The sequence below is a fragment of the Rhizobium sp. TRM95796 genome (assembly GCF_025779995.1).
Lineage (GTDB): Bacteria > Pseudomonadota > Alphaproteobacteria > Rhizobiales > Rhizobiaceae > Rhizobium_E.
In genome coordinates this window covers 357,152-380,194 of record NZ_JAOXHE010000005.1, presented here as the reverse complement: position 1 = coordinate 380,194, position 23,043 = coordinate 357,152, and the positions used below count along the sequence as shown (strand labels likewise).

26 protein-coding genes are annotated in these 23,043 nt (G+C 63.2%); 9 read left to right on the top strand and 17 right to left on the bottom strand.

Annotated features, from left to right (window positions below):
- Positions 1-6: 6 nt before the first annotated feature.
- Both OCK01_RS13270 and OCK01_RS13265 read right to left on the bottom strand, forming a co-directional pair.
- On the bottom strand, positions 7-165 hold the full coding sequence (locus OCK01_RS13270; protein ID WP_263824325.1) for a hypothetical protein: 159 nt from the start codon (positions 163-165) through the stop codon (positions 7-9).
- Positions 162-1,604: an APC family permease gene (locus OCK01_RS13265; RefSeq protein ID WP_263824324.1), complete on the bottom strand. Its 1,443-nt coding sequence runs from the start codon at positions 1,602-1,604 to the stop codon at positions 162-164. Before OCK01_RS13265 ends, OCK01_RS13270 begins: the two co-directional genes overlap by 4 nt.
- Before the next feature lie 121 nt (positions 1,605-1,725).
- Between OCK01_RS13265 and OCK01_RS13260 the strand changes: the two genes are divergently transcribed.
- On the top strand, positions 1,726-2,739 hold the full coding sequence (locus OCK01_RS13260) for an AraC family transcriptional regulator (RefSeq protein WP_263824323.1): 1,014 nt from the start codon (positions 1,726-1,728) through the stop codon (positions 2,737-2,739).
- 70 nt (positions 2,740-2,809) lie between these two features.
- Positions 2,810-2,935 (top strand): hypothetical protein, encoded by a 126-nt coding sequence (locus tag OCK01_RS13255; protein ID WP_263824322.1) that lies wholly within the window; start codon positions 2,810-2,812, stop codon positions 2,933-2,935.
- Between the two features lie 892 nt (positions 2,936-3,827).
- On the opposite strand, the gene OCK01_RS13250 is transcribed toward OCK01_RS13255, so the two are convergent.
- From OCK01_RS13250 to OCK01_RS13240, 3 genes are all read right to left on the bottom strand, one after another.
- Positions 3,828-4,280 carry a hypothetical protein gene (locus OCK01_RS13250; RefSeq protein WP_263824321.1) on the bottom strand — a complete coding sequence of 151 codons (453 nt, stop codon included), beginning with the start codon at positions 4,278-4,280 and terminating at the stop codon, positions 3,828-3,830.
- A gap of 283 nt (positions 4,281-4,563) precedes the next feature.
- Entirely contained in the window at positions 4,564-4,908 is a 345-nt protein-coding gene (locus OCK01_RS13245) for a hypothetical protein (protein WP_263824320.1), read from the bottom strand.
- A 113-nt stretch (positions 4,909-5,021) separates the two neighbouring features.
- Entirely contained in the window at positions 5,022-6,023 is a 1,002-nt protein-coding gene (locus OCK01_RS13240) for an asparaginase (protein ID WP_263824319.1), read from the bottom strand.
- A gap of 86 nt (positions 6,024-6,109) precedes the next feature.
- Between OCK01_RS13240 and OCK01_RS13235 the strand changes: the two genes are divergently transcribed.
- The gene (locus tag OCK01_RS13235) at positions 6,110-6,844 is read left to right on the top strand and encodes a DUF3750 domain-containing protein (protein WP_263824318.1); all 735 of its coding nucleotides are present in this window, start codon (positions 6,110-6,112) and stop codon (positions 6,842-6,844) included.
- Positions 6,845-6,860: 16 nt separating this feature from the next.
- Here the strand turns inward: OCK01_RS13235 and OCK01_RS13230 are convergent, their stop codons facing one another.
- From OCK01_RS13230 to OCK01_RS13190, 9 genes are all read right to left on the bottom strand, one after another.
- Positions 6,861-7,940, bottom strand: a complete 1,080-nt coding sequence (locus tag OCK01_RS13230; RefSeq protein WP_182827044.1) for an adenylate/guanylate cyclase domain-containing protein — start codon at positions 7,938-7,940, stop codon at positions 6,861-6,863.
- A 160-nt stretch (positions 7,941-8,100) separates the two neighbouring features.
- Positions 8,101-8,868 (bottom strand): SDR family NAD(P)-dependent oxidoreductase, encoded by a 768-nt coding sequence (locus tag OCK01_RS13225; RefSeq protein WP_263824317.1) that lies wholly within the window; start codon positions 8,866-8,868, stop codon positions 8,101-8,103.
- A 173-nt stretch (positions 8,869-9,041) separates the two neighbouring features.
- On the bottom strand, positions 9,042-10,256 hold the full coding sequence (locus tag OCK01_RS13220) for a cytochrome-c peroxidase (RefSeq protein WP_263824316.1): 1,215 nt from the start codon (positions 10,254-10,256) through the stop codon (positions 9,042-9,044).
- A 205-nt stretch (positions 10,257-10,461) separates the two neighbouring features.
- Positions 10,462-11,109, bottom strand: a complete 648-nt coding sequence (locus OCK01_RS13215; protein WP_263824315.1) for a hypothetical protein — start codon at positions 11,107-11,109, stop codon at positions 10,462-10,464.
- A 106-nt stretch (positions 11,110-11,215) separates the two neighbouring features.
- Positions 11,216-12,160 carry a dipeptide ABC transporter ATP-binding protein gene (locus OCK01_RS13210; protein ID WP_263824314.1) on the bottom strand — a complete coding sequence of 315 codons (945 nt, stop codon included), beginning with the start codon at positions 12,158-12,160 and terminating at the stop codon, positions 11,216-11,218.
- Positions 12,157-13,158: an ABC transporter ATP-binding protein gene (locus tag OCK01_RS13205; protein WP_182827047.1), complete on the bottom strand. Its 1,002-nt coding sequence runs from the start codon at positions 13,156-13,158 to the stop codon at positions 12,157-12,159. Before OCK01_RS13205 ends, OCK01_RS13210 begins: the two co-directional genes overlap by 4 nt.
- A 193-nt stretch (positions 13,159-13,351) precedes the next feature.
- Positions 13,352-14,251: an ABC transporter permease subunit gene (locus OCK01_RS13200; RefSeq protein ID WP_263824313.1), complete on the bottom strand. Its 900-nt coding sequence runs from the start codon at positions 14,249-14,251 to the stop codon at positions 13,352-13,354.
- A gap of 10 nt (positions 14,252-14,261) precedes the next feature.
- A complete protein-coding gene (locus OCK01_RS13195) occupies positions 14,262-15,266 on the bottom strand; it encodes an ABC transporter permease subunit (protein ID WP_263824312.1) in 1,005 nt (334 codons plus the stop codon).
- Positions 15,267-15,356: 90 nt separating this feature from the next.
- Positions 15,357-16,952: an ABC transporter substrate-binding protein gene (locus OCK01_RS13190; RefSeq protein ID WP_263824311.1), complete on the bottom strand. Its 1,596-nt coding sequence runs from the start codon at positions 16,950-16,952 to the stop codon at positions 15,357-15,359.
- Positions 16,953-17,242: 290 nt separating this feature from the next.
- Between OCK01_RS13190 and OCK01_RS13185 the strand changes: the two genes are divergently transcribed.
- The 5 genes from OCK01_RS13185 to OCK01_RS13165 all read left to right on the top strand — a co-directional run bounded on the left by OCK01_RS13185 (position 17,243) and on the right by OCK01_RS13165 (position 20,472).
- The gene (locus tag OCK01_RS13185) at positions 17,243-17,641 is read left to right on the top strand and encodes a hypothetical protein (protein WP_182827051.1); all 399 of its coding nucleotides are present in this window, start codon (positions 17,243-17,245) and stop codon (positions 17,639-17,641) included.
- 190 nt (positions 17,642-17,831) lie between these two features.
- Positions 17,832-18,050 carry a hypothetical protein gene (locus OCK01_RS13180; RefSeq protein WP_182827052.1) on the top strand — a complete coding sequence of 73 codons (219 nt, stop codon included), beginning with the start codon at positions 17,832-17,834 and terminating at the stop codon, positions 18,048-18,050.
- A gap of 51 nt (positions 18,051-18,101) precedes the next feature.
- Positions 18,102-18,800: an SDR family NAD(P)-dependent oxidoreductase gene (locus OCK01_RS13175; RefSeq protein ID WP_263824310.1), complete on the top strand. Its 699-nt coding sequence runs from the start codon at positions 18,102-18,104 to the stop codon at positions 18,798-18,800.
- Positions 18,797-20,335: a cryptochrome/photolyase family protein gene (locus OCK01_RS13170; protein WP_263824309.1), complete on the top strand. Its 1,539-nt coding sequence runs from the start codon at positions 18,797-18,799 to the stop codon at positions 20,333-20,335. The genes OCK01_RS13175 and OCK01_RS13170 overlap by 4 nt, the downstream gene beginning before the upstream one ends.
- Positions 20,335-20,472: a DUF2256 domain-containing protein gene (locus tag OCK01_RS13165; RefSeq protein WP_263824308.1), complete on the top strand. Its 138-nt coding sequence runs from the start codon at positions 20,335-20,337 to the stop codon at positions 20,470-20,472. Before OCK01_RS13170 ends, OCK01_RS13165 begins: the two co-directional genes overlap by 1 nt.
- Before the next feature lie 185 nt (positions 20,473-20,657).
- Here OCK01_RS13165 and OCK01_RS13160 read toward each other — a convergent pair whose 3' ends face one another.
- The 3 genes from OCK01_RS13160 to phnF all read right to left on the bottom strand — a co-directional run bounded on the left by OCK01_RS13160 (position 20,658) and on the right by phnF (position 22,374).
- On the bottom strand, positions 20,658-21,083 hold the full coding sequence (locus tag OCK01_RS13160) for a hypothetical protein (protein ID WP_182827056.1): 426 nt from the start codon (positions 21,081-21,083) through the stop codon (positions 20,658-20,660).
- A 96-nt stretch (positions 21,084-21,179) separates the two neighbouring features.
- Positions 21,180-21,461 carry a hypothetical protein gene (locus OCK01_RS13155; RefSeq protein ID WP_263824307.1) on the bottom strand — a complete coding sequence of 94 codons (282 nt, stop codon included), beginning with the start codon at positions 21,459-21,461 and terminating at the stop codon, positions 21,180-21,182.
- A 166-nt stretch (positions 21,462-21,627) separates the two neighbouring features.
- Positions 21,628-22,374, bottom strand: a complete 747-nt coding sequence (gene phnF / locus OCK01_RS13150) for a phosphonate metabolism transcriptional regulator PhnF (RefSeq protein WP_263824306.1) — start codon at positions 22,372-22,374, stop codon at positions 21,628-21,630.
- 90 nt (positions 22,375-22,464) lie between these two features.
- Between phnF and phnG the strand changes: the two genes are divergently transcribed.
- Positions 22,465-22,941, top strand: coding sequence for a phosphonate C-P lyase system protein PhnG (gene phnG / locus OCK01_RS13145; protein ID WP_263824305.1), 477 nt, complete (start codon positions 22,465-22,467; stop codon positions 22,939-22,941).
- The last annotated feature ends 102 nt before the right edge of the window (positions 22,942-23,043 follow it).

The window sequence follows — 23,043 nt, the reverse complement described above, 5'->3', positions numbered from 1 at the left end:
ATGGGATCAGCCGCGGCCGGCGCAGATCTGGTCGATCATCGCCTCGCCATGGATGCAGAGGATCGAGCAGACGGCATGGGCTTCGGCGGCGACGGCCAGCGTGAGGGCAAGGATGACCCCGACAAGCAGCCGGTCGGCGATGGGCAGTTTTGCTAGCGCGATCATTCGAAGGCCTTTCCGAGCGTGGCGTAGAAATCGGGACGGGTGGACTTGACCCGAAGGGCGAAGGCCGCGCCGGCCAGGCCGACAAGGGCGATGACATAGGGGAACGCCTTGACGATTAGGCTCTCGCTGCCCGACAGCAGCGACAGATTGGCGATGACCAGACCCAGCGCGCCGAGAAGGCCGATGAGCGCCGCGGCGGGAGCGATCACGGTGGTCCAGACGCCGTGGCGCGAGGGCGTCTTGCGGAAGAACAGGATGATGGCCACGCAGACCAGCGCCTGCACTGCGAGAATGCCGATGACCGCGAGCGCCGACATCCAGGAAAACACCACCGCATAGGGATCGGCGCCGCCGAGCACGAACAGCGCGAGGATCAGCGCCGCCGTGGCCGATTGCAGCCAGCCGGCGACATGCGGCGAGCCATGTCTGGCATGCGCCTTGCCGAGCGCCTTATGCGCCAGGCCTTCGCGGCCCAGCGCGTAGAAATAGCGGTTCAGCGTGTTGTGGAAGGACAGCACGCAGGCGAACAGGCTGGTGATGAGCAGCACATTCATGACCTGGCTCGACCAGGCGCCGAGAATGGCGTCGGAGGCGGCGAAATAGAAGGTTTCGAGGCCGGCGCCGGCGGCCGCCTGCACCTTGGTCGGGCCGTAGAACTGCACGATGGCCCAGGTGGAGAAGGCGTAGAACAGCGTGATCAGCATCACGGCGACATAGGTTGCGCGCGGAATGGTCTTTTCCGGATTTTCCGCTTCCTCGCCGAAAATGGCGGTGGCTTCGAAGCCGATGAAGGAGCCGACCACGAAGACCAGGGCGACGCCAAGGCCGGGGGCGAAGACGGTGGCCGGCGCAAAGGAGGTCATGGTGAAGCCTTCCGGCCCGCCGCCGGTGAAGAGAATGCCGAGATCGAGCAGCAGCAGGATGACGATTTCGGCGACCATGCAGACGCCCAGAATGGCGCCGGAAAAGGCGATGTTGCGCTGGCCGCAGACATGCACGACGACCAATGCGGCTAAAGACCAGGCCCACCAGGGCAGATCGGCGCCGAGACCGGCCATGGCGCCGGCCATGAACACGCCGAACAGGCCGTAGACCGCCACTTGCACCGCCGTATAGGTGACCAGCGCCATCAGCGCGCCGCCGACGCCGGCGGGCTTGCCGACTCCCTGGCTGATATAGGTGTAGAAGGCCCCGGCCCCGCCCACATGGCGGCTCATGGCGGTGAAGCCGACCGAGAAGACAAGATAGAGCAGGCCGGCGAGCACGAAGGCGCCGGGCACGCCTGCGCCATTGCCGAAGGCGAAGGCGGCGGGCGAGGCGCCGACCACGGCGGTGAGCGGCGCGGCGGCCGCGACCACGAAGAAGACGATATGGGCAAGACCGACGGAATTCTTCGCCAACCGGTCTGGGATCACGGGCATGCTGGCTTCCAAAGTCATGACAACCCCTCTTTTGCTTGATTTATATCAAGAGGGTAGGCGCGGCATTCTGGCGCGGAAATTGCAAGTTCCGCCAATGAATCGATAATTCGCGCCAGCACCCGCTGCGGAGAGCGTCAAAATGGCAGCTGCACCCGATTTCATCACCCGAATGCCCGCGATTGCTTCAATTCGCGCCTCGGTGCTGATGCCGCTGGTGCAGGAAATCGACAAAAGATCGGGAAAGACCGATCTTCTGCTCGCCTCGCACGGAATTTTGCGGGGTCAGCTGAGCGATCCCTATGCGGTGGCGCCGATGGCGCGCTATATCGCGTTGTTCGAAGAGGCCGCCTCGATCCTCGGCGATCCCCATCTCGGCGCGCGGCTGGGCGCGGCCTCCAAGCCCGCCGATATCGGCCCGATGGGCGTGCTGTTTTCACTCTCGCCGAGCATCAAGACAGGCTTTCGGCGCATGGCGAAATTCGTCAACGCCGTGCAGGGCGCGACGCAATCCGGCCTGTTCGAGGATGGCGAAACCTATGTCTGGAGCTACCGGCTGACCGAGCCCGCGATGTGGCCGCGCCGGCAGGACAGCGAATATTCGATCGCGGCGACGGTGGAGCTCGCCCGCTCCTCCTTCCATCGCGGCTGGAGCCCGCTGGAGGTGCATTTCGAACATTCCGCGCCGCGCGACGTCGCCCCTCTCGAACGTATCTTCCGGGCGCCCTTGCGTTTCGGCCAGACCAGCAACCGCATCCTGATGACGCGCGAGGCGGCCGACAAGATCCACCGCGCCGAAGACGCCGGCCTGACCGCCATGCTGGAGCGGCACATCGCCGATATCGTCGGCGACACCGATCATGAGCCCACCTTGACCGAAAAAGTGTCGGCGCTGATCGGCATCTATCTCGGACACAGGCCGATTTCGGCCTCGGCGCTGGCGACGGAGCTTGGAATGTCCTCGCGCACCCTGCAACGGCGTCTGGCCGAACAGGGTCTTTCGCTGCGCGGAATGGTGCGGCAGCATCGCCGGCTGCTGATGGAGCAGAAGCTCACGGAGCATATGCCGAAAGCGCGCATCGCCGAGGCGCTGGGCTATGCCGACGGCACCGTGTTCTGGCGGGCGGCGAAGACCTGGAAAGCAGGCGACACCTGATGAGGCGGCGAGCGGCTGGCCAATCGGCGTCCTGCGGCTGACGAGGATGAAGCTCAGGCAGGCGAGAAACATGGCCAGCGCCACGGCCGTCGGCATCAACCCGCTCTCGGGCGGCGCCACCCAGGGCGTGAGCGCCGCCTGCAGATCGACGACGGCGCGGGCGAAGGGCGCGGAGCCGGTGACCATCATCACATAGGCCGGCAGGCTGGCGGAGGTGGCGATGGTGAAGGAGAAGGAATAGGAGGCGACGAAGCCGGCGATATAGGCGACGAGCCTCAGCCCCGGCTCGGCGGCGCGGCGGAAGAGCTCGACCGGAAAGCAGAGAAACATCACGAGCGCGGCGAGATAGAAGGTCTCGATCGGCAGCGCCGCCAGCACTTTTTCGAGCGGGATGCGCGCGAACCAGAGATTGCCGACAGCGGCCAAAAACTGCGCGCTCGCCCCGAACCAGACGAACAGCGCCAGCCCCCAGAGCGGGCTCATGCGCAGATAATGAATGCGCAACACGCTGGCCGCCAGCAGAACGGCTGCGGCGGCGAAGAGCCCATAGGGCCTGACCACGGCATTGAGCCGCGCCTCGACATCGCCGCAGCCGCCCACTGCCGCCGCGCAGCCCGAAAGCCGGAAGAACAGCCAGGAGGCGTAATAGAGATAGAAGGAGAAAAACACCCAGGCCCCGACGGCGAGCGCCGCCCATCTGAGATAACGTCCGGCAAACATCTTTTCGCGCGGCCTCCCCTGCTCTTTCGCAGCGGACGACAAGGCGAGCTATGGGCGCCCGGCCCCGGGGACGAACGGTTCCCCGGAGCCGGAACGATAAGCCCGGGCCTCATGCCCGCAAGCGCAACCCTATATTAGCAAAGAGAAAGCGCTCCGCTCGAAAGTGTGAAAACGGGGTGAAGAGGATGTGGCGGAGGGGGTGGGAGGTGTGTTGGAATGGGACGGGGATGGAGGGAAGCGTTGCGGATCGCAGGGGCTTTGGTAAATGTACTTGCAACGACAGATGGGTGCTAAAGGCGGTCGGCTCTGTAAATTGAAATTTTAATTGGAATAGTTCTTCTTCCTCAATACCTACATCAAAATTCAATTCATATCGCAATAACCAACCCAAGAACAGCAACCACAAGCGTCGTCCAACTTACTATAGGCTTGAATCTCATATCAATTTCATTATACACCTCTCTTCTCAATGCGAAATGACCGGTTTCCGTCAAGTAATAATCAGTGAAATTGCTAGACCAACGCCAAATACCATTTTCGTCCTCGCCCCATTGATCGTGAGGCTTTGGCGGCACAGGAATTTTCCATCTCGCAGCCATATTTAACGTTTTTCTTGTCTCTATCTCCGCTTTCTCATCTAAACACAGATGTATTTCAAACAAAATTCTGTTCTTGCAATTAAGATAGTCAATTACGTCATCGGGCTTTCGTGATTCGGCAATATTATTGAGGTCCGCCTCAAGCTCCTCAACCCGATGGTCAATACTTGCTAAATTAGCCCTATCCGCCGCCAACTGATGTATTAACGATATCCAGCTCATTTCCGTACTCAACCATCCTCAAGAATATTAATAAACAAAATTACAATACAGGTGCACTAATTGCAAGCAACGCATATTTTCAAGCACAAGCCATCATTCGGAAATATTGAAGATTTACCCGGTGCGAAGCAGCAGATCAAATTAGATGAACAGCGCGACCTCTACCTTACGCATCATCCCTTCCCAGCTTCATCAGCGCCGCGCGCCGTCCGCATAGATCTTTAAAGACCTGCCGCGCCGGAATGCTTGTGCGGCGCTCGTTCAGTGATTTGCGAATCTTCGTTCACTGGATGTTTTCCACCGAACCTCTCTCGCCCACAGTCGCCAGCATCCGTCGCGCCAGCGCATAGGCGCGGGCGTCGCCGCGCTCCATAAGCGCCCCGGCGACGACGCGCGCTTTATCGGAGAGGTTGGTCAGTCTGCTCGGATCGACATTGTCGAACACTCTGAGGGTGTAGGTTTTCGCCGCGACGGCGAGAAGCTCGATGAGGTCGGCGTCGCGTTTTGAAGATTGCGAGACCGCGAGGTCTGAAGGCTTCGGACGTGACGATGCAGCTGCGCCCGCATCGTCGCCGTCCGGCGCCAAGCCGCTTTGGCTCGAGATAGAATTTGCGCTATTTGCAGACATGATCGACGGCTCCCTGAGCTTGAAAGATAAGCTCGAACGCCGTGCAGCGCAACATCGGGTCAACCTTTTGCAGACAACGCCCGCTTGGTCATGCAGGCAACTGTCTTCCCCCCTCAAAACGCCGGATTATACCTGACCTTGCCTACCTCGATACCGTTCCAGTTCTTCATCACATAGCTCGCCCGCGCCTTCAGTTTGGCGGCGATGTCCTGGTCGTGGTCGAAGAGTTTGGCCAGCACGCCGGCGATCATGCTTTCGGCTGCGCGGGTGGCGCCGTCTTCGCATTTCAGCGCGACCGCCAGGCCCTTTTCCGGGACCACGGCGCAGAAGACGCCTTCGGCGCCGGTCTTGGCGAAGATGCGGCCAGGGGCGAGCGCCATCAGGTCGGTGCAGGCGCGTTTCGCGCCGGCGACGTAGAAGGGTTCCGCCATGCAGGCGTCGATGATGCGGCGGGCGGATCGGGCGCGGATGGGCTCCAGGTCCTCGCCGGTCAGCATTTTGGCGAAGCCATGGGCGAGGCCCTTCAGCGGCACGGCGTAAGTGGGGATCGAGCAGCCGTCGACGCCGCAAGTGTCATGCGCGAGCGCCGCGCCCGTCAGCCCTTCCATCACGCCGCGGATTTCGCCCTGCAGCGGATGCTCGTAGGTCACGTAATCCTTCACCTCCATGCCGGTGTGGCAGGCGGCGCAGATGAAGCCGGCATGTTTGCCGGAGCAGTTGTTGTGCAGCTGGTTGGGCCGCTCCATGGCGCGCGCCTGGGCGATGGCGACGGGCTGCTCGAAAGACCAGTGCGAGCCGCATTCGAGATCGGCCTCCGAGCGGCCGGCGGCGGCGAGCATGGAGGCTGCGAGCGCGGCTTGTTCCGGTTCGCCGGAATGGGACGACGCCGACAGCGCCAGCTCCTTGTTTCCGAAGCCGTAGGCGTCGGCGGCGCCGCTTTCCACCAAGGGCAGCGCCTGCATGGCCTTGCAGGCCGAGCGCGGGAAGACGGGGCGATCGATTTCGCCGAGCGAGAACACCACCTTGCCCTCGCCGTCTACGACGGCGACCATGCCGCGATGGCGGCTTTCGACGAGATCGCCGCGCGTGACGTCCACCAACACCGGATTGGTCATGATTCCACCCTCAGAAAGCCGAAATTCACCTGGAAAACGAAACTTGTGTGAGGGCATGGCAAAATTTGAAGGGGAAATCAACGCGGATGACAAGCATCAAGCATCTATCGCTGGCGATCGCGGCGTTATACCTCCTGCCGAGCCTGGCCTCGGCCGGCTATTGGGCTGCGCGGGACAGGCCCGCCAACTGGAGCTCTGCGGATTGGAGCGCCAGCGGCGTTCTCCCCTCGCCCGCCGAGGACGCCCGCGCTCGCGTGGCGGTGCTGGCGGCCCGCACCGGCGGGCTCAAGGGCGCCTTCGCCGTCCACAGCTGGCTCGTCGTCAAGCGCGCAGGAGCAGCTGATTACGATCGCTACGACGTGGTCGGCTGGGGCAATCCCGTCAGGCGCAACGGCTATCCCGCCGACGGGCGTTGGTATTCGAATGTCCCCGAGATCGTCTGGCAGGCCGAGGGCGACAAAGCCGAAGCGCTGATCCCGAAGATCGAAGCGGCGATCGCCGCCTATCCGCATGCGAAAGCCGGCAGCTACCGGCTGTGGCCGGGACCGAACTCCAACACCTTCGTGGCCGGCATCCTGCGCGCGGTGCCCGAGATCGACGCGGTGCTGCCGCCCAATGCCGTGGGCCGCGATTATCTGCCGGGCGGCGGATTCCTCGCCTACGACGCCGCCGGCGATCTGCATCTAACGCTCTATGGGCTCGCGGGACTGTCGGTGGGCGTCAAAAGCGGGCTGGAAGTCCATCTCCTCGGGCTGGTGGCCGGGATCGACGTGACGAGGCCGGGCGTGAAGATTCCGGCACTGGGGCGAATTGGGGTTTGACGAGCCGCGCCAGCCGCTACGCCGCCGCGGCGCCGCCGATCGGAATGGGCGCGGCGGCGGCGCGGGCGCGACTGGTGAGCGTCTTCAAAGCCACGGCGCGCTCCAGGCCCTTGATTTCGAATTCGCCGCAGGGCGCCGCCTCGGCGTGATCGGGCAAGGCGGCGAGCGCCAGCGCGTCTTCGGTCACGAAGATGCCGGGGCCGAGCGGCTTGATCTCGCCTTCGAGCTTGCCGACCATGTTGATCGTGTCGCCGAAATAGGAAATCTTGTGGTGGTCGACGCCGATTTCGGCGCGCACCACCGCGCCGGCATGGATGAGGATGCGCACTTCCGGGGCCTGGCCGAAGCGGCGGATCGTATCGGGCGTGTGCTTGTCGAGCTTGCGGATCACGTCGAAGGCGCATTGCAGGCAGCGCGCGCCATTGAGCGGATCGCGCAGCGGCCAGGACACCAGCGCCGCATCGCCGATATAGTCGTCGATCGCGCCGCCCCAGTCCTGCACTGGCTCCGACATGATCTTGAAGATGCGCCCAATATAGCTCGCCGCGGCGGTCGGGCCGTTGCGCTGGGCGTAGCCGGTCGAGCCGGTGACGTCGAGATAGAGGAAAATGCGGTTTTCCTCCACCGGCCGGCGGTAGCGGCCGAGCACGATGTCGGTGAAGATGCTGCGCCCGAGAAGCTCGCGCACCCGCAGCGCCGCCGACAGCAGCAGCGCCACGATCATGCTGTAGGCCCAAGCGGTCCATGGCGGCGCGTGCTGGCGGATGGAGATGCGCGGATCGGCGCCCTCGATCCACCAGTGCAGGAGCGAGGCGACGCGGGAGCCGACGATGAACAGAGCGGTGAAGATCAGCACTTTGGCCAGGACATAAGCAGGCGTCGACAGCGACGCCGTCCACTGCCTCAGGCGATTGAGAAACATGCCGCGCTCGAACAGTATCGTGGGCATGATGCTAAGAGGCGCATAAAGCAGGCCCAACATGGCGGAATTGAACGCCACATAGCTGTAGAGCATGCCGGCGAGCGCCGTGCTGATGAGACCAATCAGCCAGATCAGCGCTTCCCTGCGAAGTCTCTTCGGAGGCGTTATGTCCATGTTTTCATTGCGCCGGCCCCGCAGGCTGGCGCTCTCCTTTCCGTCGCGTCCCACTCTCTAGGCGGGCTTCGGCCGTCGCGATGCGCGTCCGTCGAAAGCTTGTACGGAAATCCGAAACCGCGTCAACTCGGCGACTTGATCAGATGCGGTCGGCCCCGCGTCACGGCATGAACTGGCCGCCATTGACATCGATGGTCTGTCCCGTGACATAGCCCGACATTGCGGCAGAGGCGAGGAAGAGATAGGCGCCGACGCAATCCTCCGCCGTTCCCGGACGGCCCAACGGCACGGCGGCGGCGACTTTTTCGCCCTGTCCCGGCAATGCGTATTTTTCCTGGAACGGCGTCTCGATGAAGCCGGGCGCCACAGCATTGACGCGGACGCCATATTTGCCGAACTCCAGCGCCAGCCCCTTGGTGACCGCGCCGACAAAGGCTTTCGACGAGCCGTAGACGCCGGAGCCCGCCGTACCGCCGGTGCGCGCCGCCACCGAGGTGGTGTTGACGATGAAGCCGCCCCGCTTCTTGAGATGGGCGATCGCCGCCTTTGAAGCGACGACCACCGAGCGGGCGTTGAGATCCATCACCGCGTCATAGTAGTCATCGGTCATGTTTTCATAGAGAACGCGGGCGACCATCGCGCCGGCATTGTTGATCAGGCCGTCGAGGCGGCCGAAGGCGCTTGCTGCCTCTTCGACGACGCGGGCGATCTCCGTCGATTTCGATGCGTCGCCCCGCACCAGCGCGGCCTCGCCGCCCGCCGCCCGGATATCGGCGGCCACGGCTTCGGCGGCGTCGGGGCTCGAATTGCAATGCACGATCACCTTGGCGGCCTGGGCGCCGAAGGCGCGAGCCAGCGCCGCGCCGATGCCGGTCGATGCGCCGGTGATCAACACCGCCTTGCCGGCGAGATCTGGTAGTGTCAGCATGATTTCCTCCCTCGGCGGCGCAGGCCGCGTGCGTGTCGGCCCCATAGGTATGCGCGACGAAACCGCCTGTCCAGAGCCAATGAGGAACGTCCCTCAGCCTGATGTATCGAGGTATGGTCCGGACCATTATCGGGCGCATATCTATGATGGACCCGAAGTCCGGCGACAATCGTTCAGGGGGCGGCGGCCCCTGCGCCCGTCCCGGCGCCCGTCGGCGCGGGCGCTTTGGTCAGGAGCGGCTCGTAACGCTTGTCGGTCAGCGTCTTCAGGAAGGCGACAAGCGCGTCGATTCGCTTGTCGTCGAGGCCGGGGCCGGTTTCCAATTCCTTGGTCGCCAGATTGTCGGCGATTTCCGGCGGGGCCCAGCGCTCCCCGGTCTCCGGGTTGATCTGCCGGCTCTTCTTCTTGGAATTGTACTTGTTGTAGAACAAGATTACGGTCCGGAGATCCTTGAACACGCCGTTGTGCATATAGGGGCCGGTCACCGCGATGTTGCGCAGCGTCGGCACCTTGAACTTGCCCTTTTCGGCCGGATCGCCGGCAACCTGGGGATTTGCGGCGAGGCCGATATCGACATAGCCCGATTTCACGCCGTTCCTGGCGCGGGCGGCCTCATTGGCCGGCACGCCGATATTGAAATATTTGTGGCTCGAAAAGGTCGAACTCTCATAGCGGCCGTCGGCGCCCTTGATGTCGTGGCAGAGGCTGCAATTGGCGAATTGGCTGGAGAAGAACAGGGTGCGGCCGAGCTCTTCCTGGTCGGTCAACTTCTCCTCGCCACGCAGATAACGGTCATAGCGTGAATCGAAGGGCGAGACGTCCTTGCCGCGCTCGAAGGCGGCGATGGCGCTGGTGACGGAGGCGAATGCCTTGTCGTCCGTGGTCAGCGCCTCCTTGCCGTACAGGCGCTGAAACGCGTCGATATAATCGGGATTTTCCTGGATGCGGGCGGCGACCGTCTTCTTGTTGGGCATGCCCATTTCGATCGGATTGAGCGGCGGACCGCCGGCCTGGTCCTCAAGCTTGGCGGCCCGGCCGTCCCAGAACTGTCCTCCCATCCAGACGCCGGTCGCCTCGTCCTTGTGGAAAGCGGGACTGAAGGCGGCGTAGGCGACGGAGGGGGCGTTGCGGTCGCCGAAGGACCTGCTGTCGTCGCCGCGCGAGACGGCGGCGCCGCCGGGCTCGTTGTGATCGCTGAACCCCATGTCGGGCATATGGCAGGTCGAACAGGCCTGCGTCCGGTTGAAGGAGAGGTTCTTGTCGTGAAACAGCGCCGCGCCGAGGCTCTCCGGCGTCGGATAGGCATTGGCGCCAGCGATATGGATCGCGGCGCCGGCCACGGGAACCGTCAACAGAATGGCGAGAGAACAGATCTTGATCGAACGCATGATGATCGTGCCGTAATGAGAAAACGTCCGTCGTTACCGCCGACGAACGGCCCTGTCCCTGACATCGGTCAAGGAAACAAGAAGATGAGCGTCCTTCTCACATTTTTGCGGCGGCGCGAAGGCCTCACGCGCAAGCCGCGTCAAATTAGCCGCAGCCTTGTGTTTTTTGCGGGCTTTGATGGCGCGCCGAGCCAGGTGACAGACGCTATTGTTGGGCCGGTTGCGCCCCCGGCTGCGGTTCTGCAGCAAGTCTCGTCGCGATCGTCCTGATATCGCCGGAGATCAGCTTGAGTTGTTCGGCGTTCTGATTGGAGACGTCCAGCGCGTTCTGGGCCAGTTTCTCGGCGTTGATGGCCTGGCCGACGGAACTGCTGGCGGCCATGATCCCGTTGCCGAACTGAGATGCGCCGAAGGCGGCAAGGCCGATCATGACCGCGACGATCGAAATCGCCGTGCCGACCAGGAAACCTTTGCTGGGAAGCGAGTGGCGCATCTGAGCAACTTCGGACTGCATCAAGACCATCTGGCCCTGAATCTGCTCGATGCGCTTGTCCACCGATCGAAGCTCGTCCTTCAGGTCCGACTTGAAGCTGGTGAGACCCGACTCGAACTTCGAGAACTCGCTCTTGAGATCAGCCACCGTCGCCTGGACGCGCGCTTCCGTGCGCTCCAGCTTGGCGTCGATCTCTTCACGGGTCACGGTCGTTTCCATCTTGCTCGCTGCCTTGGATGCCGACGACATATGGGGCGTCGTGCTCGGATGTTCCACCCCGAAGCCGATCAGACCGCTGCGCTCCACCGGTTGAGCGGAAACACCGGGCCATGCGCCTGGAAAATCCTCATATGTCGGCATGACCGGTTAGCCCTGATGCGAGCAGATTATCGCGAAAAGATTACCCGGACATTACCATTAAAAAGCGCGCGGTCAAGGCGATGCAACCAGACAAAGCTCCGCGTTTCTACAGCGGATGATAGCAGAAAAACCGGTGCGACGCCTCGCCGCTTTCGACCGGAAACGCCTGGCGGCATTCGTCGGTGGCGCGCGGGCAGCGCGGATTGAACGGACAGCCGGGCGGCGGATTGAGCGGCGACGGCAGTTCGCCGGTCAGCTGGATCCGGGTCTTCTTGCGGGTGGGATCGGCGATCGGCGTGGCCGACAGCAGCGCCGCCGTATAGGGATGGCGCGGATGGGCGAAGACGTCCTCGACCTTGCCCGTTTCCACCGGCTTGCCGAGATACATGACCATGACGTCGTCGGCGATGTGACGCACCACCGACAGGCCGTGCGAGATGAAGAGATAAGCGAGCCCCATCTCCTTCTGCAGATCCATTAACAGGTTGAGCACCTGCGCCTGGATTGACAGATCGAGCGCCGAAACGGGCTCGTCGAGCACCAGCACCTTGGGCCTGAGCATCAGGGCGCGGGCGATGGCGATGCGCTGTCGCTGGCCGCCGGAGAACATATGCGGATAGCGATCGTAATGTTCGGGACGCAGGCCGACGCGGGTCATCATGTCCACGGCCTTGGCCTTGCGGGTCGCCGCGTCGTCGCTCGTGTTGATCTTGAGCGGCTCCTCGAGGATCGCGCCGATCTTCTGGCGCGGATTGAGCGAAGCGTAGGGGTTCTGGAAGACGATCTGCACCATGGCGCGCAATTCGCGATCGGCGGCGTTGGCCGGGCGGCCGGCGATGGTGAGTTCGCCTTCGGTCGGCGTCTCGATCATAGTGACGAGCCGGGCGAGCGTGGACTTGCCACAACCGGATTCGCCGACGACGGCGAGCGTCTTGCCTTCCTCGAGCGAGAAGCTCAGGCCGTTCAGCGCCTTGACGGTGGATGGCTTCCGGAACGCGCCGCCGCCGACGTCGTAATAGCGCTTGAGATCGGTTCCCTGGATGATGGTCATGCGAAGGCCTCCTCCTTGCTCGGATGGCCCTGGGGGACGCCGTGGACGAGCGGATAGTTGCACAGCGCCGAGCCGAGTTCCGGCCCTTGGCGCTTGGCGGTTTGGCGACAGAGATCTGTGGCGAATTTGCAGCGCGGCGAGAAGAGACAGCCCGTGGGCCTGTCATGCGCGCCGGGCACGACGCCCGCGATCGACGGCAGGCGACCGCCGGCGACGGCGCGTTCCGGAAGCGCCGACAGCAGCGCCGCCGTATAGGGATGATGCGGGTCGGCGAAAAGCTCGATCACCGGCTGCTCCTCGACCTTCTGGCCGGCATATTGCACCTGGACGCGATGGGCGGTCTCAGCCACCACGCCCATGTCATGGGTGATCAGCACCAGCGCCATGCCCTCCTCCTCCTGCAGACGCACGAGAAGATCGAGGATCTGCGCCTGGATGGTCACGTCGAGCGCGGTGGTCGGCTCGTCGGCGATCAGCAGTTTCGGATTGCAAGCCAGCGCCATGGCGATCATCACGCGCTGGCTCATGCCGCCAGACATCTGATGCGGAAAATTGCCGAGCCGGCTTTCGGGCGCGGGAATGCCGACCTTCTTCAGGAGCTCGATCGAGCGGGCGCGGCGTTCGGATTTGGACAGACCGAGATGCGTCTTCAGCGCCTCGTCCAGTTGGAAGCCGACGGTGAAGCAGGGATTGAGCGAGGTCATCGGCTCCTGGAAGATCATCGCCACATCCTTGCCGATGATCTTGCGGCGGTCCGCCGGCGACAGGGAGCGGAGATCCTTGCCGTCGAACAGCATGGCGTCGGCGGTGATCTTCGCCGTCCAGGGCAGAAGCCCCATCACCGCGAGCATGGCCACCGACTTGCCCGACCCGGACTCGCCGACCACCGCGAGAATTTCGCCGCGATCACAGGCGAGCGACACGCCGTCGACGGCGCGAAACAGACCCGAGGTCGTCTCGAATTCGACGGTGAGATTTCGTATGTCTAGCAAAGGCATTGTTTTCGCCTCTCTCCAAGAATATCATTGGCGCGGTCCACAGGAACTGGCCCATGCGCGCTTATCAGCCGAAGCCTTCCAAACCGATCCCGCCCTACAACACGACGCCGCTTGATGGCCCGACGGGTCCCCAGCCGGGGTATTGACCGTCCGTGATTGAGGACGAGGCCGCCCCGTGGGGGCGGCGCCGTCATCACGACCTCTTCAGCTTGGGGTCGAGCGCGTCGCGCAGGCCGTCGCCCATCAGGTTGATCGCGAGCACGGTGATCAGGATCGCGAGCCCCGGGAAGGTGACGACCCACCAGGCGCGCTGGATGAATTCGCGCGCTTCGGCGAGCATCGTGCCCCATTCTGGCGTCGGCGGCTGCGCGCCCATGCCGAGGAAGCCGAGGGCCGCGGCGTCCAGGATCGCCGCCGAGAAGGCCAGCGTGGCCTGAACGATGAGCGGCGCAAGACAGTTGGGCAGGATGGTGAGAAACATCAGCCGCGTCGTGCCGGCGCCCGCCACCCGAGAACCCACCACATAATCCTTGCCGCGCTCGATCATCACCGCAGCACGCGTCAGGCGCACGAAATGCGGCTGGTTGACCAGCGAAATGGCGATCATGGCGTTGACCAGGCCCGGGCCCAACACCGCCACGAGCACCAGCGCGAGCAGCAATGACGGGAAGGCCAGGATGATGTCCATCACGCGCATGATCACCGTGTCGACCTTGCCGCCGAAATAACCGGCGACCAGGCCGATCAGCACGCCAGAGATCACCGAGATCGAGACGACGACCACGCCGACGAACAGCGAGAAGCGCGCGCCGAAGATCAACCGCGAAAGAATGTCGCGGCCCACCGCGTCGGTGCCGAGGATGAACAGCGACGAGCCCTTCTCCATCCAGACCGGCGGCAGGAGCAGAACCGAGCGGTCCTGCGCATCCGGCGCATGCGGGGAGACGAACGGCGCGAAGATCGCCATGAACAGGATGATCGCGAAGATGACGAGGCCGATGACCGCGCCCTTGTTGCGAGAGAAATAGAACCAGAATTCGCGGAGCGCCGAAGGCGGCGCGGCGACGGCGGTCTTTGTGTCTGTCAAAGCCATGTTCCCTCTCCTATCTCGCGATGCGCGGGTTGAGGAAGCCGTAGAGCAGGTCGACGATCAGGTTGACCAGCATGATGACGGCGGCGATGAGCAGCAGACCGCCCTGGACGACGACATAATCACGCTTGAACACCGCATCGACCATCCATTTGCCGATGCCCGGCCAGGAAAAGATCGATTCCGTCAGGATCGCGCCGGCGAGCAGCACGCCCACCTGCAGGCCGATGGTGGTGACGACCGGGATCATGGCGTTGCGGAGCGCATGCACGCCCACCACCCGGAACGGCGTCAGCCCCTTGGCGCGGGCGGTGCGGACATAATCCTCGCCCAGCACTTCCAGCATGGCCGAGCGCGTCTGGCGCGCGATCACGGCCAGGGGGATCGTGCCGAGCACGATGGTCGGCAGAATGAGATAGCTGACGGCGGACTGGAAGGCGCCTTTCTGGCCGGAGAGCAGGCTGTCGATCAGCATGAAGCCGGTGACCTGCGGGAAGAAATACATCAGCGAGATGCGGCCCGACACCGGCGTCCATTGCAGATAGCCGGAGAAGAAGATGATCAGCAAAAGGCCCCACCAGAAGATCGGCATGGAATAGCCGACCAGGGCGACGCCCATCACCGTCTGGTCCACCCAGGAGCCTCGCTTGATGGCGGCGATCACGCCGGCGGGCACGCCGACGGCGACCGCGAGCAGGATGGCGCAGAGCGAGAGTTCGACGGTCGCCGGAAACAGCGCGAAGAATTCGTCGAGCACCGGACGCTTGGTGACGATGGATGTTCCGAGATCGCCCGTGACGATGCCGCCGAGATAATCGGCGAATTGGGCGTAGAAGGGCCTGTCGAGGCCGAGATCATGCATGATCTGGGCGTGCCGTTCGGGATCCATGACGCGCTCGCCCGACATCAGCATCACCGGATCGCCGGGCAGAAGACGGATGAAGGAGAATGCGATCAGGGCGACGCCCACGAAAGTGGGGATCAGCACAGCCAGCCTGCCGATAAGAAACCGCAGCATGGGCTCTTTCCATTGTTCGAAAGCGGGGAAGCTCACGCTTCCCCGCTCATCACCCTCCCGCCATGGAAGGGCCGTTTCGATTGTGACGGATTATTCCGAGATGTCCACGCCGTCGAAGCGATGGATGCCGAGCGGATCCATCTGATAGCCGATGACCTTCTTGGACACGGGCGTGAAGCCGACGGAATGGTCGATCGTCGCCCAGGGAGCCTCGCGCTTGAACACGACCTGCGCCTCTTCATAGAGCTTGGTGCGCTCGGCGATGTCGGAGGTGACCTTGGCCTTCTTCACGAGATCGTCGAACTCTTTGTTGCACCACTGGGCGCGGTTGTTGCCGCCCACGGCGTTGCAGCCGAGCAGAGTGTCGAGGAAGTTGTCCGGGTCGCCGTTGTCGCCGGTCCAGCCGAGCATGACGGCGCCGTCGCGGTCCTTGGCCTTGGACTTGTCGAGATATTCGGCCCATTCATAGGAGACGATCTCGACTTCCACGCCGATCTTGGCGAAGTCGGCCTGCATGATCTCGGCCGCGCGGCGGGCGTTGAGCATGTAGGGACGCGACACCGGCATGGCCCAGATCTTCATCTTCAGGCCCGAAACGCCGGCCTTTTCGAGAGCGGCCTTTGCGGCGTCGACGTCGTATTTGTCGTCTTCGACCTTGTCGTTATAGGACCACATGGTCGGCGGGATCGGGTTCTTGGCCGGCTGGGCGGCGCCCTGGAAGACGGCGTCGACGATCGCCTGCTTGTTGATCGCCATGTTCAGCGCCTTGCGCACTTCCGGCTTGTCGAACGGAGCCTGGGTGGTGTTGTAGGCGAGATAGGCGACGTTCAGGCCGGGCTGCTCGATGACGTTGAGGTTCGGATCTGCCTTGAGGTCGGCGACATCGGCGGCGTTCGGATAGGGCATCACATGGCATTCGCCGGCCTTGAGCTTCTGGGCGCGCACGGCGGCGTCGGTGGTGATCGCGAAGACGAGATCGTCGATCTTTTCCTTGCCCTTGAAGTAGGTGTCGTTGGCCTTGTAGCGGATCACGGCGTCGGGCTGATAGGCCACGAAGGTGAAGGGGCCGGTGCCGAGCGGCATCTGGTTGAGCTGGCCCATCTTGCCGTCGGCCTGCAGCTTGTCGGCATATTCCTTGGACATGATGGAGGCGAAGTCCATGCCGAGATTGGCGAGGAACGGCGCTTCCGGCTTGTTCAGCACGAATTTGACGGTGAGGTCGTCGACCTTTTCGACGGCCTTGACGTTTTCGGGCAGGCCCATGCCGGCGGCATATTCCCAAGCGGCGCCTTCGACATATTTATGCCAGGGATGATCGGCCTTGAGCTGACGCTCGAAAGAGAAGATCACGTCGTCGGCGTTGAGGTCGCGGCTGGGGGTGAAGTATTCGGTCGTCTGGAACTTCACGCCGGCGCGCAGCTTGAAGGTGTATTCGAGGCCGTCCGGCGAAATGGTCCAGCTTTCGGCGAGGCCGGGCTCGAGCTCGGTGCCGCCATGCTTGAATTCGACGAGGCGATTATAAGCCGTGCGCGAAGAGGCGTCGAAGGTCTGGCCGCCGGTGTAGAGCGCCGGGTCGAAGCCTTCCGGAGACGCTTCCGAGCAATATACGAGCGTCTTGGCCTGGGCGGCGAGAGCGAAAGTGGACACGAGGGCGGTCGCTGCAAGCAGCGTGGCGAGCTTCTTCATCTTGGTTTTCCCCTATGGTTTGTCCCCGCTGACATCCGCCGGCGTGGTTGCGGCAAAAATGAGCGTATCCCTTTCTAAATTGCAAGCGGTTCTGAGAAAATAATTTTCCAAAAGGTCAAAAAGCATACAATTTCCGCGCTCTTTGTGAATTTTCGAAGGCGAAGCCCAAAATTCCCGTTCCGTTTTGCACAGGCTCGCGCTAGAGCGAAACCGCAGCAAAACAGCGCGCGCCGCGGGCTCCTCCCATGATTGTTCGCCCACGCCGCCCAGTTCTAAGGACATCGAGCTCAATGACCCTCCGCCTCGCGTTTGCCGCCGTCGTCACGGCGCTTCTCGCATCCTGCACCACGACCGGCGTCATCTCTTCCGATCCGCTCTCCCAGCGTTGGGTCGGGGCCGAAGCCGGCAAATTTTTCGCCGCCTATGGACCGCCGGCAGGCGACCAGGACAGCGGCTCGACTTCGACCTATGTGTGGAAGGGCGGCTACAAGACCGTGCGCGTGGCGGCTCAGGGCGAAGGCAAGGCGAAGAAGAAGGCCACCACCCGCTATCTGTCCTGCACCGTCAAACTCACGGTCAACGACAGCTACAAGATCACCTCGATCAAGGCGATGTCCGACCGCGCCGGTCTCGACGGCGCGCCGAGCTGGTGCGCGCAGTTCCTCGACGCCGCGCCGAAGAAGGCCTGATCGCGCCTCTTTCGCGATGATTTGAAGCGCCCGCCCGGTCGGCGGGCGCTTTTGCGTCGGAACGAAATCGCATTCCGGTGATTCTCCTCTGCGGAAACCGCGCCGGCGCGTAGTCTCGCCATATTCCCCGGTTAGTTTCCGCAAATCGGCATCAGGCTGTCACGGGCGGCGCCAAACAGGAGGGGCGGACATGCGATATCTACTCGACGGACAGGACATCGGCATGTTCGGGCCCGACGATCTCGACCGGCTCGCCTCGGCTTACGCCAGCCTGTGCGGCGAACACGCGATTTCCGACAATGAGGAAGCCTGCCGGCGTCTGGCCCGGGCCTTGATCCAGCTTTACCGCCATGGCGTGCGAGAGCCGCAGCAGCTCGTCACCGCGCTTCGCATGAGCCCGGCCGCGTAAGGCCGATCCCCTCGCCTCTCTCCTGCGTAGGAAAGAGAAAAGGAGACTGGCATGGCGCGATTTCTCATCATCGCCGCTTCGAGCGGCATCGGACAGGCGACGGTAAGGCTGCTGACCTCGGCCGGGCATTCGGTGGTGACCACCGCCCGCGACACCGCCAAGATAAACCCCGACATTCTCCTCGACGCCAGCGATTTCGACGCCGTCGACCGCGCCGTCCAGCAGGCGGGCGACATTCAGGGCGTGGTCAATTTTTCGGGGTCGCTGCTCTTGAAGCCCGCGCATCTGACCACCCGCGAACAGTATGACGGCGTCATCTCCGCCTCTCTGACCACCGCTTTCGCCACGGTGCGCGCCGCCGGCAAGCATATGAGACAGGGTGGATCTGTGGTTCTGGTCTCCTCCGCCGCAGCGATGGAGGGGCTCGCCAACCACGAAGCGATCGCCGCCGCCAAGGCCGGCGTGATAGGCCTGACGCTCGCAGCGGCGGCGAGTTACGCCGGGCAGAAATTGCGCGTCAACGCCGTGGCGCCGGGCCTCACCGAGACGCCGCTGACGGCGGGGGTGACCGGCAACGACCTATCCCGCAAAGTCTCCGAGGCGATGCATGCGCTGGGCCGGATCGGAACCCCCGACGACGTGGCGCGCGCCGTGTGTTTCCTCCTCGACCCGGCCAACGACTGGATCACCGGCCAGACGCTCGCCGTCGACGGCGGCCTGTCGCGTGTCCGGCCGAAGATGAAAGCATGAGCGCGCTCCGCCTGGTGCTGGGCGACCAGCTCAGCCGTTCGATCTCCAGCCTCGTCGGCGCCGACAAGAGCGAAGACGTCGTTCTCATGGCCGAAGTCATGGACGAGGCCAGCTATGTGAAGCATCACAAGAAGAAGATCGCCTTTCTCTTCGCCGCCATGCGCCATTTCGCCGAAAGCCTCAAGGCGGAGGGTTTTAGGGTCCGCTACATCAAGCTCGATGCGGCCGGCAACAGCGGCAGCCTGGGCGGAGAGGTGGAGCGGGCGCTGAAGGAGACGGGGGCGGACCGGGTCGTCGTCACCGAGCCCGGCGAATTGCGGCTGGGCCGGGAAATGCGCAGCTGGAAGACGCGGCTCGACATCGACCTCGAAATCCGCGGCGACGACCGCTTCCTCTGCAACCATCGGGAATTCCGCGACTGGGCGGAAGGCCGCAAACAGTTGCGCATGGAGTTTTTCTACCGGGACATCCGACGCAAGACCGGCCTGCTGATGGAAGAGGATGGCGAGCCGACAGGCGGGCAGTGGAATTACGACAAGGACAATCGCAAGCCGCCGAAGGACGGCATGCGCTTTCCCGCCCGCGTCGCACATCAGAAATCACCCATCACCCGCGACGTGCTGGATCTCGTGTCGGAGCGGTTCGACGACCATTTCGGCGATCTCGAACCGTTTCACTACGCCGTGACCCACAACGAGGCGATGATCGAACTCGAACACTTCATCGAGACCTGCCTGCCGCGTTTCGGCGACTATCAGGACGCCATGGTGGCGGGCGAGCCCTATCTCTATCACTCGCTGATCTCGTCCTATCTCAACGCCGGCCTGCTGACGCCGATGGAGATCTGTGAAAAGGCCGAAGCCGCCTTTCGCGCCGGGCATGCGCCGCTGAACGCGGTCGAAGGCTTCATCCGCCAGATCATCGGCTGGCGCGAATATGTGCGCGGCATCTATTGGCTTCACATGCCCGATTATGCGACGCGCAACCATTTGGAGGCGAAAGAGCCGCTGCCGTGGTTCTACTGGTCGGGCGAGACGCGCATGCGCTGCATGGCCGAAGCGATCGGGCATACCCGCAAACACGCTTATTCGCACCATATCCAGCGGCTGATGATCACCGGCAATTTCGCGCTGCTGGCCGGCCTGCTGCCGAGCGAGGTCTGCGAATGGTATCTCGCCGTCTATTCCGACGCCTATGACTGGGTGGAACTGCCCAACACGCTGGGTATGGCGCTTTATGGCGACGGCGGGCTGATGGCGAGCAAGCCCTATGCGGCGAGCGGCGCCTATATCAACCGGATGAGCGACTATTGCGGCGGCTGCCCCTATGATCCCAAGGAGGCGTTGGGCGACAAAGCCTGTCCCTTCAACGCGCTCTATTGGGATTTCCTCGCCCGCAACCAGGACCGGCTGAAAGCCAATCCTCGCATGGCCATGCCCTACAGGAACTGGGAGCGCTTTGCCGACAACAAGCGCAAGGCGTTGCGCGCAAAAGCCAAGACGACGCTCGACGCCATGCGCGAGGGCCGGCTCTGATGGCCAAGATGACGAAAAAGCGGGACCTGCCGACCAAGACCTGCCCCCGCTGCCAGAAGCCGTTCACCTGGCGCAAGAAATGGGAAAAGGTTTGGGACGAGGTGAAATATTGCTCGGAGCGGTGTCGGCGGGGGTGAACTCCTTGACTTCCGGTCGCCCCATGCAAATATAGGGAGTGTGGCATAAAGAGCATTTTGAGCCGGTTTCACCTGCATATCGACCCGCTCATGTGGATGGTAGGCTCTGCAGGGAGCTTATTCGCAGGACATTAAGTTGGTCTCCGAACCCTTGCGCTAAGGCGACGCTGCTACTGCGAGCACGATCAAAGCACGGTCCCGATGAGGGAACCGTGCTTTTTGTTTGCCGAATAGGCTGTGACGACAGACCAGAAGGGCATATCTCGCTGATCGCGCCATTCGAGAATTGCCGTTCCCGTCGCTGATCGCACAGCCATAAGCCGAGTCTTCCGAAAACTGTCGCCGCTGTAAAACAGCGGAGTGCCAGGACGGATAATCAGGGCCACGTAGTGACCGACCCCTTCCGATGTCGTGATCCCGGCGGCGGCCATCTCCTTTGCGTGTTCAGCCCAAATATGCCTCAGACCATATCCGTGATTGGGGCCAATATGACGCCCGATCAAGAGACGAATCTCCCCTCCAGGTAAGTGGACGCCGCGCGTGACGCAGGGAGGGACTTGTCCGAAAGTGAGGCCGCCAGTGATCGGATGGGGAACGAATTCGGTGGCCATCTCCGCCAGTCCATACAAAACTCAACCAGACGATTACCAGAGGTTGAGAGCATGAACAAACGGTACTTTCTTATGCAAAGAGCCGGTATGGCCGCCTTACTTCTTCCCCTTCTTCACCGGCTTGTCCTCTTCCTCCACATGCGCGTCATTCGCCTCGACCGGATCCAGCCGGTGCTTGATGGCCAGCGCATAAATGGCTTCGAGGATTGAGGCGTCCTTGAGGTCGGGGTCGGAGAGCGCCAGCAGCGAGGCGCGGACGATTTTCTTGCTGGAGGCTTTGGCGCAATGATCGACGACATAGGCGTAGAGCGCCTGATCCTTGAGCCCGTCGCGCGCGCCCTCGAGCAGGGCCTCATAGATTTTCTTGCGTCCGCTCATGCGTCCAACTTCCTTGCTTTACCAATTTTACACCACCCAGGAAGCTGACGACGCTGGCGTTTTCGGCCGCGTTCACAAAGCCTCGGGTCTGCGCAAGGGGAAGCGGAGGCTGTTGTCACAATCAAGCGTCATATTATGACATTGAGAAACAGCGCTTTGTGACAGATCAGACCGGCATGTCGAGTTTCAAAGTGACGCGATCCGCCGCAAAACAGGTCACGGCGTATTGGATCGGCGCGCCGTCGGGCGTGGCATTGACGGCGCGGGCCTCCATGACCACGGCGCCGGGCTTCAACTCCAAGAGCAGCCGTTCGCGCTCGTCGGCGAGCCGGGCGGTCAGGTCGGTGGTCAGGCGGATATAGTCGGTGACGCCGAGCTCCGCATAGGCGCGGGTGATCGAGCCGGTGTCGCGCACGGCAGCCGCCATGCCGGCGAATCGGGCGGCGTCGAAATGATTGATCGAGGTGGAAACCGGCACGCCGTCGGCGCGCGACACCAGCGTCAGCCGGAGCAGTTCGACGCCGAGTTCGACGCCGAGAGCCGATGCCAGCATGGCGTCGGCCTCGATGCGCTCTTCCGCCACCAGCCGGATGTCGCGAGAACTCGACTGTCCGGCGAGGCCTTCGGAAAAGCGCGTGCGGCGGGTGATCGGGAAGGTGAAGCGGGTCTGGCGGCGGATCAGCGTGCCGCGGCCCTGGACGCTGTCGAGCAGCCCCTCCTCCACCAGCGCGGCGATGGCCGCGCGCACCGTGTGGCGGTTGACGCCGAAGCGGGCGGCGAGCGCGATCTCGCCCGGCATCATGCCCTCGAATTCGCCATCGGCGATCGACTGGCGGATGGCGTCGGCGATCTGCCGCCAGAGAGCGACGCCCGAGCGGCGCTCGACCGGTCCCCGCGATTTTTCTCCGCTCACCGCTTTCTCCCGTCACAGGCCTGTCATGGTTGAAGGATACACAGCGCTTATCGAACTTGTCTAGTTAAATAGACAAATGGAGAGCGATCCATGACAGAATCCCCAGCCTCACCGGCACATGAAACCCAAGCAGGGCCGGAGCGCAAGCGCCGCATGAACGCTTTCGCCCGGGCCGGTCGCGGCGAACTCGAACAATTTCTCGCACAGCATGCCGGCGCTGTCGGCGTGTCGCCGGTGCGCGGTCCCGAAACCGGGCTGGTGATGGTGCGCGGAAAGATCGGCGGCGGCGGTTCGCCGTTCAATCTCGGCGAAGTCAGCGTCAGCAGGGCCAGCGTGCGGCTTTCGACCGGCGAGATCGGCCATGGACAATTGCTCGGCGGCGACAAGGTCCATGCGCGGCTGGCGGCCATTCTCGACGCGCTCGGACAGCGGGCGGAGTTTTCCGCAGTCGTCGATGGGCTGGTCGCGACGATCGAGGCGCGCGTGGCGGACGAGGATGCGGCGCTGGCGGCTGAGACGGCGGCGACCAAGGTCGATTTCTTCACGCTGGTGCGCGGGGAGGATTGAGATGGATCCGCGTTTCGATTTGCAGGCTGCGGGCTGGAGCTACCCCCCTCTGCCCTGCCGGGCATCTCCCCCTCAAAGGGGGAGATTGGATGGGGGCGGCGG

Excerpts from the sequence above, each read along its gene's own strand:
- OCK01_RS13270 (WP_263824325.1), bottom strand. The coding sequence starts at position 165 with ATGATCGCGCTAGCAAAACTGCCCATCGCCGACCGGCTGCTTGTCGGG.
- OCK01_RS13265 (WP_263824324.1), bottom strand. The coding sequence starts at position 1,604 with ATGACTTTGGAAGCCAGCATGCCCGTGATCCCAGACCGGTTGGCGAAG.
- OCK01_RS13260 (WP_263824323.1), top strand. The coding sequence starts at position 1,726 with ATGGCAGCTGCACCCGATTTCATCACCCGAATGCCCGCGATTGCTTCA.
- OCK01_RS13255 (WP_263824322.1), top strand. The coding sequence starts at position 2,810 with ATGGCCAGCGCCACGGCCGTCGGCATCAACCCGCTCTCGGGCGGCGCC.
- OCK01_RS13250 (WP_263824321.1), bottom strand. The coding sequence starts at position 4,280 with ATGAGCTGGATATCGTTAATACATCAGTTGGCGGCGGATAGGGCTAAT.
- OCK01_RS13245 (WP_263824320.1), bottom strand. The coding sequence starts at position 4,908 with ATGTCTGCAAATAGCGCAAATTCTATCTCGAGCCAAAGCGGCTTGGCG.
- OCK01_RS13240 (WP_263824319.1), bottom strand. The coding sequence starts at position 6,023 with ATGACCAATCCGGTGTTGGTGGACGTCACGCGCGGCGATCTCGTCGAA.
- OCK01_RS13235 (WP_263824318.1), top strand. The coding sequence starts at position 6,110 with ATGACAAGCATCAAGCATCTATCGCTGGCGATCGCGGCGTTATACCTC.
- OCK01_RS13230 (WP_182827044.1), bottom strand. The coding sequence starts at position 7,940 with ATGGACATAACGCCTCCGAAGAGACTTCGCAGGGAAGCGCTGATCTGG.
- OCK01_RS13225 (WP_263824317.1), bottom strand. The coding sequence starts at position 8,868 with ATGCTGACACTACCAGATCTCGCCGGCAAGGCGGTGTTGATCACCGGC.
- OCK01_RS13220 (WP_263824316.1), bottom strand. The coding sequence starts at position 10,256 with ATGCGTTCGATCAAGATCTGTTCTCTCGCCATTCTGTTGACGGTTCCC.
- OCK01_RS13215 (WP_263824315.1), bottom strand. The coding sequence starts at position 11,109 with ATGCCGACATATGAGGATTTTCCAGGCGCATGGCCCGGTGTTTCCGCT.
- OCK01_RS13210 (WP_263824314.1), bottom strand. The coding sequence starts at position 12,160 with ATGACCATCATCCAGGGAACCGATCTCAAGCGCTATTACGACGTCGGC.
- OCK01_RS13205 (WP_182827047.1), bottom strand. The coding sequence starts at position 13,158 with ATGCCTTTGCTAGACATACGAAATCTCACCGTCGAATTCGAGACGACC.
- OCK01_RS13200 (WP_263824313.1), bottom strand. The coding sequence starts at position 14,251 with ATGGCTTTGACAGACACAAAGACCGCCGTCGCCGCGCCGCCTTCGGCG.
- OCK01_RS13195 (WP_263824312.1), bottom strand. The coding sequence starts at position 15,266 with ATGCTGCGGTTTCTTATCGGCAGGCTGGCTGTGCTGATCCCCACTTTC.
- OCK01_RS13190 (WP_263824311.1), bottom strand. The coding sequence starts at position 16,952 with ATGAAGAAGCTCGCCACGCTGCTTGCAGCGACCGCCCTCGTGTCCACT.
- OCK01_RS13185 (WP_182827051.1), top strand. The coding sequence starts at position 17,243 with ATGACCCTCCGCCTCGCGTTTGCCGCCGTCGTCACGGCGCTTCTCGCA.
- OCK01_RS13180 (WP_182827052.1), top strand. The coding sequence starts at position 17,832 with ATGCGATATCTACTCGACGGACAGGACATCGGCATGTTCGGGCCCGAC.
- OCK01_RS13175 (WP_263824310.1), top strand. The coding sequence starts at position 18,102 with ATGGCGCGATTTCTCATCATCGCCGCTTCGAGCGGCATCGGACAGGCG.
- OCK01_RS13170 (WP_263824309.1), top strand. The coding sequence starts at position 18,797 with ATGAGCGCGCTCCGCCTGGTGCTGGGCGACCAGCTCAGCCGTTCGATC.
- OCK01_RS13165 (WP_263824308.1), top strand. The coding sequence starts at position 20,335 with ATGGCCAAGATGACGAAAAAGCGGGACCTGCCGACCAAGACCTGCCCC.
- OCK01_RS13160 (WP_182827056.1), bottom strand. The coding sequence starts at position 21,083 with ATGGCCACCGAATTCGTTCCCCATCCGATCACTGGCGGCCTCACTTTC.
- OCK01_RS13155 (WP_263824307.1), bottom strand. The coding sequence starts at position 21,461 with ATGAGCGGACGCAAGAAAATCTATGAGGCCCTGCTCGAGGGCGCGCGC.
- phnG (WP_263824305.1), top strand. The coding sequence starts at position 22,465 with ATGACAGAATCCCCAGCCTCACCGGCACATGAAACCCAAGCAGGGCCG.